14 protein-coding genes are annotated in these 12,863 nt (G+C 43.7%); 8 read left to right on the top strand and 6 right to left on the bottom strand.

All coding sequences use genetic code 11. The features are described 5' to 3' along the window. The first annotated feature begins 4 nt into the window (after positions 1 to 4). Genes dapD through K5Q22_RS06745 form a run of 4 tightly spaced genes read left to right on the top strand, consistent with a single transcriptional unit; the run spans position 5 to position 3,085 of the window. On the top strand, positions 5 to 703 hold the full coding sequence (gene dapD / locus K5Q22_RS06760; RefSeq protein ID WP_099811527.1) for a 2,3,4,5-tetrahydropyridine-2,6-dicarboxylate N-acetyltransferase: 699 nt from the start codon (positions 5 to 7) through the stop codon (positions 701 to 703). A gap of 9 nt (positions 704 to 712) precedes the next feature. Further along, a complete protein-coding gene (locus K5Q22_RS06755; RefSeq protein ID WP_205014092.1) occupies positions 713 to 1,840 on the top strand; it encodes an N-acetyldiaminopimelate deacetylase in 1,128 nt (375 codons plus the stop codon). 41 nt (positions 1,841 to 1,881) lie between these two features. Next, positions 1,882 to 2,424 (top strand): 5-formyltetrahydrofolate cyclo-ligase, encoded by a 543-nt coding sequence (locus K5Q22_RS06750; RefSeq protein WP_205014090.1) that lies wholly within the window; start codon positions 1,882 to 1,884, stop codon positions 2,422 to 2,424. Beyond that, on the top strand, positions 2,408 to 3,085 hold the full coding sequence (locus K5Q22_RS06745) for a rhomboid family intramembrane serine protease (protein WP_205014089.1): 678 nt from the start codon (positions 2,408 to 2,410) through the stop codon (positions 3,083 to 3,085). Before K5Q22_RS06750 ends, K5Q22_RS06745 begins: the two co-directional genes overlap by 17 nt. A 19-nt stretch (positions 3,086 to 3,104) precedes the next feature. Here K5Q22_RS06745 and galU read toward each other — a convergent pair whose 3' ends face one another. After that, positions 3,105 to 4,007, bottom strand: coding sequence for a UTP--glucose-1-phosphate uridylyltransferase GalU (galU, locus tag K5Q22_RS06740; RefSeq protein WP_205014085.1), 903 nt, complete (start codon positions 4,005 to 4,007; stop codon positions 3,105 to 3,107). Between the two features lie 10 nt (positions 4,008 to 4,017). Then, positions 4,018 to 5,034 (bottom strand): NAD(P)H-dependent glycerol-3-phosphate dehydrogenase, encoded by a 1,017-nt coding sequence (locus K5Q22_RS06735; protein ID WP_205014082.1) that lies wholly within the window; start codon positions 5,032 to 5,034, stop codon positions 4,018 to 4,020. 221 nt (positions 5,035 to 5,255) lie between these two features. Between K5Q22_RS06735 and K5Q22_RS06730 the strand changes: the two genes are divergently transcribed. The 3 genes from K5Q22_RS06730 to K5Q22_RS06720 all read left to right on the top strand — a co-directional run bounded on the left by K5Q22_RS06730 (position 5,256) and on the right by K5Q22_RS06720 (position 9,331). Then, the gene (locus K5Q22_RS06730; RefSeq protein ID WP_024399878.1) at positions 5,256 to 5,705 is read left to right on the top strand and encodes a MarR family winged helix-turn-helix transcriptional regulator; all 450 of its coding nucleotides are present in this window, start codon (positions 5,256 to 5,258) and stop codon (positions 5,703 to 5,705) included. Continuing rightward, positions 5,698 to 7,407 carry an ABC transporter ATP-binding protein gene (locus K5Q22_RS06725; RefSeq protein ID WP_105136537.1) on the top strand — a complete coding sequence of 570 codons (1,710 nt, stop codon included), beginning with the start codon at positions 5,698 to 5,700 and terminating at the stop codon, positions 7,405 to 7,407. Before K5Q22_RS06730 ends, K5Q22_RS06725 begins: the two co-directional genes overlap by 8 nt. 139 nt (positions 7,408 to 7,546) lie before the next feature. After that, complete coding sequence (locus tag K5Q22_RS06720; RefSeq protein WP_205014080.1) at positions 7,547 to 9,331, top strand: ABC transporter ATP-binding protein; 1,785 nt, start codon at positions 7,547 to 7,549, stop codon at positions 9,329 to 9,331. Between the two features lie 82 nt (positions 9,332 to 9,413). On the opposite strand, the gene K5Q22_RS06715 is transcribed toward K5Q22_RS06720, so the two are convergent. The 3 genes from K5Q22_RS06715 to K5Q22_RS06705 all read right to left on the bottom strand — a co-directional run bounded on the left by K5Q22_RS06715 (position 9,414) and on the right by K5Q22_RS06705 (position 12,145). Next, the gene (locus K5Q22_RS06715; RefSeq protein ID WP_024384180.1) at positions 9,414 to 10,208 is read right to left on the bottom strand and encodes a formate/nitrite transporter family protein; all 795 of its coding nucleotides are present in this window, start codon (positions 10,206 to 10,208) and stop codon (positions 9,414 to 9,416) included. Between the two features lie 83 nt (positions 10,209 to 10,291). Beyond that, a complete protein-coding gene (locus tag K5Q22_RS06710; protein ID WP_205014078.1) occupies positions 10,292 to 11,527 on the bottom strand; it encodes an NAD(P)H-dependent oxidoreductase in 1,236 nt (411 codons plus the stop codon). A 15-nt stretch (positions 11,528 to 11,542) separates the two neighbouring features. After that, positions 11,543 to 12,145 carry an NADPH-dependent FMN reductase gene (locus tag K5Q22_RS06705; protein WP_024384178.1) on the bottom strand — a complete coding sequence of 201 codons (603 nt, stop codon included), beginning with the start codon at positions 12,143 to 12,145 and terminating at the stop codon, positions 11,543 to 11,545. Between the two features lie 127 nt (positions 12,146 to 12,272). On the opposite strand from K5Q22_RS06705, the gene K5Q22_RS06700 reads away from it, so the two are divergent. Next, entirely contained in the window at positions 12,273 to 12,632 is a 360-nt protein-coding gene (locus K5Q22_RS06700) for a YbaN family protein (protein WP_024384177.1), read from the top strand. On the opposite strand, the gene K5Q22_RS09795 is transcribed toward K5Q22_RS06700, so the two are convergent. After that, positions 12,616 to 12,741: a hypothetical protein gene (locus K5Q22_RS09795; RefSeq protein ID WP_260619270.1), complete on the bottom strand. Its 126-nt coding sequence runs from the start codon at positions 12,739 to 12,741 to the stop codon at positions 12,616 to 12,618. The genes K5Q22_RS06700 and K5Q22_RS09795 overlap by 17 nt on opposite strands. Positions 12,742 to 12,863 lie beyond the last annotated feature (122 nt).

Raw genomic sequence — 12,863 nt, 5'->3', positions numbered from 1 at the left:
TATTATGACTGCACAAAAAATGACTGCACAAGAAATCATTGCCTTTATTGGTAATGCTGTGAAGAAGACAACTGTTAAAGTAACTTTTGAAGGTGAATTGGCTGGGCCTGTTCCTGCTGAAGTGACAAAGCTTGGCAATGTCCTATTCGGTGACTGGAAGGATGTCGAGCCCCTTTTGGCAAACTTGACTGAAAATGTAGACTACGTGGTTGAGCAAGACGGCCGAAATTCAGCTGTGCCATTGCTTGACAAGCGGAATGTCAATGCCCGTATCGAGCCAGGTGCGATTATCCGTGACCAAGTGACCATTGGCGATAATGCCGTTATCATGATGGGGGCGGTGATTAACATCGGTGCGGAAATCGGTTCAGGTACTATGATTGACATGGGTGCTATCCTTGGTGGTCGTGCGACGGTTGGTAAAAATAGCCACATCGGTGCAGGTGCGGTTCTTGCAGGTGTTATCGAGCCAGCTTCGGCTGAGCCAGTGCGTGTTGGCGACAATGTTTTGGTCGGTGCCAATGCCGTTGTCATCGAAGGAGTGCAAATCGGTAGCGGCTCTGTTGTCGCAGCGGGTGCTATTGTGACCCAAGACGTCCCTGAAAATGTTGTGGTGGCAGGTGTGCCAGCCCGCATCATCAAGGAAATCGACGCTCAAACCCAACAAAAAACAGCCTTGGAAGAGGCTTTGCGGACACTCTAAGAGGTAGCTATGCTAGATTTAATCGCGACACGCCGGTCCCTCCACCAGATTCCAGAGCTGGGCATGGAGGAGTTCAAGACCCATGCCTTTCTTATGGAGACCATTGAAGGTTTACTTCAAGACTGTTCTTTTGCCCAAGTCCGTACATGGAAGACAGGTATCCTGGTCTATCTGACAGGTTCTGCACCTGAAAAGACCATTGGCTGGCGGGCAGATATTGACGGCCTGCCTATCGTGGAAGAAACGGACCTGGACTTCAAGTCCCTCCACCCAGACCGGATGCACGCTTGCGGACATGATTTCCACATGACCATTGCCCTGGGGCTTTTGGAGAAAATGGCAGAGCAGCAACCGAGAAATAATCTTCTCTTCTTGTTTCAGCCTGCGGAGGAAAATCTAGCAGGTGGTATGCTCATGTATGAAGCGGGGGCTTTCGGGGATTGGTTACCAGATGAATTTTATGGGCTCCATGTCCGACCAGATCTCAAAGTTGGTCAAATGGCCACCAACCGTGCGACACTCTTTGCTGGGACTTGTGAAGTCAAGATACGGTTTACAGGAAAGGGTGGTCACGCAGCATTTCCCCATACCGCCAATGATGCCTTGGTGGCAGCCAGCTACTTTGTGACTCAGGTGCAGTCGGTGGTCAGCCGTAACGTTGACCCGATCGAGGGAGCGGTGGTGACCTTCGGCTCCATGCACGCGGGCACGACCAACAATGTCATTGCTGAAACAGCCTTTCTGCACGGGACCATTCGGGCCTTGACTCAGAGCATGAGCCTCTTGGTGCAAAAGCGGGTGCGGGAAGTGGCAGAAGGGATTGCACTGTCCTTTGGAGTAGACTTGGAAATCGAGCTCAATCCAAGCGGTTATCTGCCTGTGGAGAACAATCCTCAACTGGCAGGTGAACTAATGACTTATTTTGAACAGGTTGATGGTGTGGAGATGATTGACTGTCCACCTGCCATGACGGGAGAGGACTTCGGCTACCTTCTCAACAAGGTTCCAGGTGTTATGTTCTGGTTGGGTGTGGATACGCCTTATCCGCTTCACAATCCTCGTCTCAGCCCCAAAGAGGAAGTTCTTCCCTTTGCTGTGGATAAGTTGAGTGATTTTTTGAAAATGAAAGCAAACTAGACTGGGTTTTCCAGTCTTTTTCTGAAAAGAAAGGAGTTTCTGTGGATAAAAAGAGCATTCGGCAAGAGGTCTTGCAGAGATTGAAAGCCCTGACTAGTAGTCAGCGAGCAAGATGGAGCCAGCAGCTGACGGAACGTCTCCTTGCTTCTGAGGCCTATCTAGGCACAAAGTCGCTTGGGACCTATCTTTCCATGCCCCATGAGTTTGACACTTCTTACCTGATTGAGCAGGCTCAAAAGGATGGCAAGCAGATTTTCATCCCTAAGACCTATTCACAAGGTCGTATGGATTTTGTAGAATATAATCCTGATGATTTGATGAAATCTAGGTTTGGAGTTTGGGAACCTGGGACTTATTCACAACCTGTGGATAAGTCTGTGGTTAAGTTGTTCCATGTTCCTGGTTTAGCTTGGAATCAAGCGGGTTTTCGAGTGGGTTATGGAGGCGGTTTTTATGATCGCTACCTAGCAGATTATCAAGGGGAGACGGTATCGACCTTGGCAGACTTTCAAGTCTATGATTTTGAACCAGATGTATTTGATATTCCAGTAAAGGAGTTGTTGATTTTTGAAGAACTTTTTTGATAAGCGCTATCCTGTGACCAATGCCTTGTTGGCAGTCACGGCTCTTGTTTTTCTTTTGATACAAATATTTCGATTTGGGCAGACCACTACAGCCTATACGATTTTTGAATTCGGTGGTATGTACGGTCAAGTGGTGCGGTATGATCCGACTCAGTTGTGGCGCTTGATTTCTCCTATCTTTGTCCACATTGGTTGGGAACATTTTATCTTTAACAGCATTACCTTGCTTGGTTTGGGTTATCAATTAGAAGGACTGTTTGGGTCACGGCGCTTCTTTCTCCTCTATCTCTTGTCTGGGATAATGGGCAATCTTTTTGTTCTCTTCTTTACACCAGATGTAGTTGGTGCAGGTGCATCGACCTCTCTGTTTGGTCTTTTTGCAGCTATGGCACTGTTGAGGAAATTTAGTCGCAGCCCTTATCTACAGGTTCTCGGTCAACGTTATATGGTCCTTTTGGGATTGAACTTGGTCTTGGGACTTTTTAATCCAACCATTAGCATGGCAGGACATATTGGAGGAGCTATTGGGGGTTGTTTGGTCGTGATTTTCCTTCCCCCTCTTGTGGAAAAGGATCTCTTTACAGGAAAACAGATTTTTTTCAGCTTCATTGGCTATATGGGCTTGATTGTTTTTCTACTAGGGGTATTCTATTTGATGTAAGAAAAAAAACTAGCGATTGCTAGTTTTTCTTTGTATCTAATTTTTTACCAAGATCGATTAAGTATTGTTTCAAATCATCTTTTACTTGAGGGTGTTGGAGGGCGTAGTCGATAGAAGTTTTCATGAAACCGAACTTATCCCCAACATCGTAACGGTTGCCTTTGAATTCACGAGCGAAAACACGTTGTGTTTTGTTCAGAGTATCAATGGCATCTGTCAACTGGATCTCATTGCCGGCACCTGGTTCTTGATTTTCCAAGATATTGAAGATTTCAGGCGTTAACAAGTATCGACCGATGATGGCAAGGTCAGATGGTGCATCTTCTGGTTTTGGTTTTTCCACAAAGGTTTCCACACTATAGAGACCGTTGACACCTTCACCTTGTGGAGCGATAACACCGTATGCAGAAACTTCTTCATGAGGAACAGGCATAACAGCAATGGTTGAAGCATGTGTTTTTTCATAGTCGTTCATGAGTTGCTTGGTCAATGGGACAGCTTTTGTATCTGTGATGTCCATCAAGTCATCGCCGAGCATGACAACAAAAGGCTCGTTCCCGACAAATGCTTTAGCTTGAAGAACGGCATCACCAAGTCCACGTGGATGGCTTTGACGAATGAAGTGTAGTCGAATGCCTGTTGTCTCATCAACAAGTTTCAACAAATCATTTTTGCCTTTTTCTTTGAGGTTATATTCTAATTCAAAGTTTGAATCAAAGTGATCTTCGATAGAACGTTTTGACTTACCAGTGACCACCAAAATATCTTCAATACCTGAACGGAGGGCTTCTTCAACGATAAATTGGATGGTTGGCTTGTCAACGATTGGCAACATTTCTTTGGCAAGTGCCTTAGTAGCAGGTAAGAAACGTGTTCCCAATCCTGCAGCTGGTATAACGGCTTTTCTAACTTTTTTTGTCATTGCATCTCCTTCATGACCATTCATTTTCATGGCGGAATTCACCCGTCATGATTTCTTTGATGGCATCTTCAATACCTGCACCTTGGTAGATGACCTTGTAGATGGCTTGGGTAATAGGCATGTAAACATCTAATTCTTGAGACAACTCATAGGCTGCCTTAGTTGTTGAAATACCTTCAATCACCATTCCCATATTGCGTTCTACATCTTCGAGTTTTTCACCGCGACCGAGCTGATCTCCAGCTCTCCAGTTGCGGGAGTGGACAGATGTACCGGTAACAATCAAATCACCAACACCAGAAAGACCGCTGTAAGTCAGAGGATTTGCGCCCATAGCAACGCCTAGACGTGTGATTTCTGTCAAACCGCGAGCGATAATGGCAGCCTTGGCATTATCACCATAACCAAGTCCGTGTAAAGCGCCAGCGCCGACAGCAATAATATTTTTAAGGGCACCTGCTGTTTCTACACCGATGACATCATTATTTGTATAAAGTCGGAAGTAGTGGTTGCTGAAAAGATTTTGGACGTAGCTGGCTGTTTCCAAGTCTTTTGAAGCTGCAGAAATCAAGGTCAAATCACGGACGATAGTCTCTTCTGCATGACTTGGCCCTGAAACCACGACGATTTCAGAACGGAGTTCAGCAGGAATTTCTTCCTCCAGTACCTCAGACAAGCGCTTGTGACTATCAGGCTCTAAGCCTTTTGAAGCGTGCATGACAACTACCTTGTGTTTGAGAGCTTGTGCGACTTGCTTGGCAACTAGGCGTGTTACCTTGGTTGGCACAACGAAAAGAACCGCGTCAACACCGTCCAAGGCTTCAGTCAAATCTTTATATCCTTTGATGTTTTCATCTAGGATAACATCCTTGAAATAGCGCTTATTTGTATGTTCTTTATTGATTTCGTCGATTTGTTCGGGGACATTGCCCCAAATACGGACAGTATGACCGTTGTCGTTGAGAACTTGTCCTAGGGCGGTGCCCCATGAACCGGGTCCCAAGATGGCAATGGTTTGTTTGGTCATAAAAAATCCTTTCTAGTTGGTGTAATTTAGATATATTATACCATAATTGATACATAAAATCTTATATAAGTTATACAGTATATATATTATAGTTTTTGAGTAAGCAATGGTGCTGAAATAACAAAATATTTTCAGAAAAGAGAAAACGAAATAATTGACAATAGTTCCTAAGAGAACTATAATAGTTCTCATGGTAATTATTTTCGTAGAAAGGAGCTATTATGGGACATACTATTGCAGATTTTCGGAATCTATTAAATCAGATTGAACAAATCAGTGAAACCATTGCAAAGGAATATGATGTGGAGCACCTAGCTGGACCACAGGGATGGGCCCTGCGTTTCATAGCAGAACGGTCTGAAGTTGAAACCTTTGTCAAAGACATTGAAGCGGAGTTGAAGATTTCCAAATCCGTTGCCAGCAATCTAGTTAAGCGAATGGAGAAAAATGACTTTATTCGGGTTTTACCTTCTCAGTTTGACAGACGCTATAAGCAGTTGGTCTTGACAGAGAAAGGTCGGAGCAAGATTTGTCACCTAAAATCCTTCCATGAGGAGATGCACCATTCTCTCTTTCGAGGTATTCAAAAGGAAGAATTTGATTTGATCAGACAGGTAGTCGATCAATTAAAAGAAAATATTAGAAATTATAAGGAGAAAAAACATGTTTAAAGAAGCCATTTTACGTTACAAATGGTATGCCTTGGCATCGGTCTTGTTGACGTCTATTGTCGTAGCAACGACCTTGATGCAACCTAGTTATTTACAGGATGTATTGACTGCTGTCTTGGCCAATGATAAGGAAGAAATTGTCCGTGTCGGTAAGTTCCTCTTGCTGATTGCGGGAATTGGTCTCTTGGCTGGTCTGACCAATACAATCATGGCAGCTAAGATTTCTCAGGGAGTGTCTGCGGATATTCGTGAGAAGACCTTTCGGAAAATTCAGAGCTTTTCTTATGCCAATGTAGAGGAATTTAATGCAGGGAATTTGGTGGTTCGTATGACCAACGACGTCAACCAAATTCAGAACCTTGTCATGATGCTCTTTACGATCTTGATGCGGGTACCTCTGCTCTTTGTTGGTGCCTTTATCATGGCAGTGCGCACTTTGCCAGAACTTTGGTGGATTATCGTGCTCATGGTCATCATCATCATGGGAATCATGGCAGTCGTGATGGGCTTGATGGGACCGCGCTTTGGTAAATTCCAGTCCCTGATGGACAGGATGAACAGCATTGCAAAGGAAAACCTCCGTGGGATTCGTGTGGTTAAGTCCTTTGTACAGGAGAAGAATCAATACGCTAAATTTAAAGAAGTATCCAATGAGCTTTTGGATCTTAACCTCTTTATTGGTTATGGTTTTTCTATCTTGCAACCTTTGATGATGTTTATCTCCTACATGGCGATTTTTGTGTCGCTTTATCTCGTTTCAGGGATGTTAGACACTAATATCGAAGCAGTTGGGGGCTTTACTTCCTTTATGAGTTACCTCATGCAAATCATGTTTGCGATTATCATGACTAGCTTTATGGGGATGCAGGCTTCACGTGCTGCTATTTCCATTAAACGTTTGAGTGAGGTTTTAGATACAGAGCCAGCGATGACCTTTAAAGATGGTGCAAAAGAGGACTTGGATGGACGGATTGTCTTTGACAATGTTAGCTTTACCTATCCGCATGATACCGAGCCGACCTTGAAAAATATCTCCTTTGAGATTGAGTCTGGTCAGATGGTCGGTGTGGTCGGTGCGACGGGTGCGGGTAAATCAACACTAGCTCAGCTGATTCCACGTTTGTTTGATCCACAGGAAGGAACAGTATCTATCGGCGGTCGTGATTTGAAAGACATCAGTCAGGAAACCTTGAGAGATACAGTGTCTATCGTTTTGCAAAAAGCTATTCTCTTCTCAGGGACTATTGCGGACAATTTGCGTCAAGGTGCACCTGGTGCAGATTTGGAACGTTTGGAGCGGGCCGCAGGTATTGCCCAAGCCAAAGAATTTATCGACCGCTTGGATGATACCTATGAGAGCCAAGTAGAAGAACGTGGAAATAACTTCTCAGGTGGTCAGAAACAGCGGATGTCCATTGCGCGTGGGGTGATTAGTGATCCTAAAGTCTTGGTGCTAGATGATTCGACATCAGCCCTGGATGCCAAGTCTGAGAAGCTGGTCCAAGAGGCCCTCAACCATGACTTGAAGGGGACAACGACGGTCATCGTTGCTCAGAAGATTTCTTCTGTTGTCAAAGCTGATAAGATATTGGTTCTTGATGAAGGTCGCTTGATTGGTCAAGGTACCCATGCCGAGCTGGTCGCGACAAATGATGTCTACCGCGAAATCTACGAAACACAGAAAGGGAAGGAGGAAAACTAAGCAAGTGCAGTCTATATAGTACGATTGTATTTGAACTCGGTCGGAAAGCTTCGAAAAAAGATAAACCTCCTAGCGTTTCGGAACGCGGCGTTGGTTTCCTATTTTTCGGTCGCTTTCTGGGCGACCTTAGTATCATGTTATGAAAACACTTAGATTTTTCTGGTTTTATTTTAAACGCTATAAGCTGTCCTTTGCTGTGATTTTTCTAGCCATTGTGACGGCGACTTATTTGCAGGTTAAGACGCCTGTTTTCCTTGGAGATGCTATTGCAGAGATGGGGAAAATTGGTCAGGCTTATTTTGCTTCGGTGCAGATGGGGCAGTCAGGTTTCAAGCCTGATATGACTGACTTTAATGGGGTTATGCTCAATCTCTTGTTGGCCTATGTGGCGACGGTGGTGTCAACCTTGATTTATACTCTGCTCTTTACACGCATCGTTGCTCATTCAACCAACCGCATGCGAAAAGGTCTGTTTGGCAAGTTGGAACGCTTGACAGTTGCCTTCTTTGACAGCCACAAGGATGGGGATATTCTTTCTCGTTTTACCAGTGATTTGGACAATATCCAAAATGCTTTTAACCAGTCCTTGACTCAGGTAGTGACCAATATCGCTCTTTACATCGGTATGGTTATCATGATGTTCCGTCAGGATACTCGCTTGGCTCTGGTAACTGTGGCATCCACGCCAGTTGCTTTGATTGCCCTAGTGATTATCATTCGCCTGTCACGGAAATATACTGATAAGCAACAGGCTGCCGTGTCTAAACTCAATGCCTACATGGATGAGAAGATTTCAGGGCAAAAAGCGATTATTGTACAGGGTGTGCAGGAAGAGACTATTGATGGTTTCTTGGAGCTCAATGAAGAAGTTCGTCGCGCAACTTTCAAGGGACGTTTGTTTGGTGGGATTCTCTTTCCATTTATGAACGGAATGAGTTTGGTTAATACTGCCATTGTTATCTTTGCAGGCTCCAGCATTGTCCTAAATGATAGCTCGCTGGAAACAGCTGCCGCACTTGGTCTGGTCGTGACTTTTGTTCAGTATTCGCAACAGTATTACCAGCCTATCATGCAGATTGCATCTAGCTGGGCAGAATTGCAGTTGGCTTTCACAGGTGCTCATCGTATTCAGGAAATGTTTGATGAGCCTGAGGAAGTCCGCCCGCAAAACGCTCCGCTATTTACCGAATTAAAAGAAGGTGTTGAAATTAAGGACATCGACTTTGGCTACCTGCCAGGTCAGAAGGTCTTGGACAAGGTGTCTATTTCGGCTCCTAAGGGTAAAATGGTGGCGGTCGTTGGTCCGACGGGTTCTGGTAAGACTACCATTATGAACTTGATCAACCGCTTCTATGATGTCAATGGTGGTAGCGTGGCCTTTGACGGTCGCGATATTCGGGAATATGATTTGGATAGTCTACGGGATAAGGTCGGTATTGTCTTGCAGGAGTCGGTACTCTTCTCGGGTACTATTGCGGACAATATCCGCTTTGGTGATGAGAGCATTTCGCAGGAAATGGTGGAAACAGCAGCTCGTGCCACCCATATCCATGACTTTATCATGAGCTTGCCAGAGGGTTATGAAACCTTTGTGACCGATGATGAGAATGTCTTCTCGACAGGTCAGAAACAGCTGATTTCCATTGCCCGCACGCTCTTGACAGATCCACAGGTCTTGATTTTGGACGAAGCAACGTCTAACGTCGATACCGTAACGGAAGCCAAAATTCAAAAGGCTATGGAGGCCATTATCGCAGGACGGACCAGCTTCGTCATTGCCCACCGCCTCAAAACCATTCTCAATGCGGATGAAATCATCGTCCTCAAAGACGGAAAGGTCATCGAGCAGGGCAACCACAGCCAGCTCCTTAAACTCAACGGCTTCTACGCTGAGCTCTACCACAACCAGTTTGTGTTTGAATAGTAAAAAATAACAGCCAAGATAAGCAGGCCACAATCCTTAAACTTTTAGGATGTGGTTTATCTTGGCTGTTTTTGTAGTATCATTACTGTTCAAGATGGTTGGTTTTGGTCTGATTGAGCCAAGCATAAGCAATTCCAATAAAGAGTCCGGCTCCAAGCCAATTTCCAAAGAAAACAACAATCCACTGACGAAGAATATTTACCATAGTAAAGGTATCTACATTAGTACGAGCAGCGTTGAAGGCTAAGAGCATGAATGATGCGAAATTAGCAACTAAGTGTTCGTTGATAAGGAAAACAAACATAAAAATAGCAGATACAATAACAAAGAATTTGGCGGATTGTTCCTTGAGTAGCATATACCCAAGGATAGCCATATTCACAAACATATTGGCAGTAATTCCCTCAAAGAAGTTACTCCAGTCGGATTTTCCTAGTTTGATGGTGACAGCGTTGACAACAAAACTTTCGTCAGATAAGTTAAGGTAGGAGAAGGACTGATTGAAAAGCCAAGCCAGAATGGTAGCACCTACAAAGTTGAAGAAGGTGCAGTAAAGTAACATCAGCGTTACTTTTTTCCAAGTAATTTGCTTATAATAGGCACCAGTCGTTAGATACATCATATTAGATGTAGCCAATTCGCCACCAAAAATAAGAACAAAAATCAGTCCGATAGCAAAGATAAAGGTAAAAACAAAACGCGATAGACTTGGGAATTGACTGGAGATGACATCAGCTCCAATAATACCAACAGCTGTTGACATGGTCAAATAAGCTCCTGCATACATGGAGCGTAAGGCGTAACGGCTTAGACTTTCATCAAAAAGGGATTCTTTTTTTGAAACTGCAACCGAAATTTTTTCTTGAAATGGGGACATGGGACCTCCTTGTGACATAATCATCAAAAATTTATTGAAAAAATATAGTGGAAAGGGAGCCCCTTCCCACTAGTTTTTATTTGTTAGTGAGCAGATGCACCAGAATTGGCATCTGTCGGTGTGGAAGCTGTATGGGTACTACCTGTATCTGAAGCGCCAGAGGTTGCATCAACATGGGCAGGAGATGTGGTGTTTCCTGCCCCTCCCACCAAGCGTTGTCCAGTGGTTTCAAGATACCAATCTAACCATGGCTTAAAATTAAAGATAATTTCATTGATGCCAGCGTAGGACCCGTCAGGATAGTACATAGCTTGATAGTTATGAGTATTGATAATTTCAGGTGGTGTGCCTGGGACGATTGTTCGAACGTACTCTTGGTTACCATTACGTAAGGTTCCAACAACCCATTCGACATTCTTCATACGAGCAGGTGGTAAAGTGCCGTGAACGGTTGACAAGCGGTTTCCTACTTGCTCTGGGACCCGCTTACCTAACATAGTATCAGGCTCTTGGTGGCTATTGTTGTAATAGAGGAACTGATTGTTATCATCTGCATAGGTCAATTCAAATGGCATGGCGTTGAGGAACATATTGAGTTGGTTAACTGTTAAAAGACCGTTATCTAATTTAACATACGTATCTCCCTCGACAGCGTTGACCAATTTAGAAGCCTTATCCAGCCAGTCTGGGTCATCTGGGTCCACACCTGTGATGGTCGTTGCGATTGGATGGGTACAGTCTAAATCTTCGGGTGCAATTGGCTTGGGTTGTTTCAATTTTGATACAACGCCGACATACTTGATAAAGTTGTCTAGACAGCTTTCCAAGAATTTCACAGTCCCTTCATTGATAATGTTCCCTTTATCATCAAAAGCTTCTTTCGCTTTACCAAGGAGGAATTCATTACCTGGTAACGTGTAGGCATTGACACCTGGAGCGTCCAAAATTTTTCTCAAGTGGACTTGAGCACGAGACGTTCCTTGGTCGTAGTAAGAAGCCCCGATAATCATAACTGGTTTATTTTCAAATGGATGTAAATTGAAACTGAGCCACTCTAGAGTACTCTTAAGCGCAGGTGTGATGGTGTGGTTGTGCTCAGGTGTAGCAATGATGACACCATCAGCACGTGTGATTTTGTTGTAAAGGTATTGGATCGCAAAGCTATTAGACTGGTCTTCGTCCTGATTGAACATTGGGACATCTTTGATTTCCAAAAGTTCTAATTCAAATTTTACTTTAAAGTGGCGTTGAATAAATTGCAATAGCATGCGGTTATAAGATTGGTCTGCATTAGACCCGACGATTCCGACAAATTTCATGATTGATCTCCTCTCTTACAAGTTTTCCCAGTCAAAGTTTTCAGCTTCTTTTTGAAGTAACTCTTTGGCGCTAGACAGTTTACTTGTCATCTTGACAAAGAGACGGAAGTCATCAAAGATGGCATCCAGTTTTTGACTGATTTCTAAATCAATGAGCTCACCGTTTGTATCAAAGGCTTTCATGGAATGAGATAGTAAGAACTCATCTGGTAAAACAGTAGCTTTGAGTTCAGGAGCATTGAGAATTTGGCGGAGTTGCAATTGAGCACGGGAAGAACCGAGCGTTCCGTAGGAGGCACCTGTAATCATAACCGGCTTGTTAAGCATAGGGTAGACTCCATATGATACCCAAGCTAGTGCATTCATAAGAACAGCGGGGATTGAGTGGTCATACTCAGGTGTTCCGATGATGACACCATCAGCACTTTCAATCTTTGCAACTAATTCTTTAACACTTTCTGGCAGTTCACGATTAGCCGGTTTATTGAAGACTGGAAGGTCCTTGATTTCAACCAATTCAATATCAGCCTTGTCTGCGAAATGCTGTTTGATGTACTGCAAGAGTTTGCGGTTGGTTGAGCGAGCGGAGTTGGTTCCGACAAGTCCTAGAAGTTTCATAGCATCTTCTCTCTTTTCTAAATGTAATATCCTTATCATACCAGTTTACAGGGTGGAAAGCAAGCGCTTTCCTAAAATATACAGAAAATGTTCAAAAAATCACGAACTCTTTTGGTATAATAGTATTATGAAAAAAATTGTTTATCTAGTAGCTGGTTTTGTTAGTCTTGCTATTGGCATGATTGGGATTGTTCTACCTATAATTCCAACAACGCCTCTTTTACTTTTGGCTGGATTTTGTTTTGCTAGAAGCTCTAAAAATTTTGAAAAATGGCTACGCAATACAAAAATTTATCAATTTTACGTAGCGGATTATGCTGAAACCAAAGCCATTTCCCGTAAACGGAAAAAACAAATTATCTGGCAAATCTACATACTCATGGGGATTTCCATTTGGTTGGCTCCTGTACTATTTGTCAAAATTGGACTTGGCTTGCTGACAGTCTTTATTACTTACTATCTTTTTTGGGTTATACCAGAGAAATAGATCCAGACTTGCGGATGAAATCATCGTCCTCAAAGACGGAAAAGTTATCGAGCAAGGCAACCACAGCCAGCTCCTTAAACTCAATGGCTTCTACGCCGAACTCTACCACAACCAGTTTGTGTTTGAATAGGGAAGATAGAAAAGGTCTGAAAACCAGATGAGCTGGTTTTCAGACCTTTTCTTGTTGTATCTAAATTGTTCTTGAATATGATAACCTCGGCAGAGTCAATG

The organism is Streptococcus sp. 2018162, assembly GCF_019754175.1.
GTDB lineage: Bacteria > Bacillota > Bacilli > Lactobacillales > Streptococcaceae > Streptococcus > Streptococcus hashimotonensis.
Note: the sequence above shows the minus strand (reverse complement) of the source record. Positions and strands in the feature narration are given on the sequence as shown.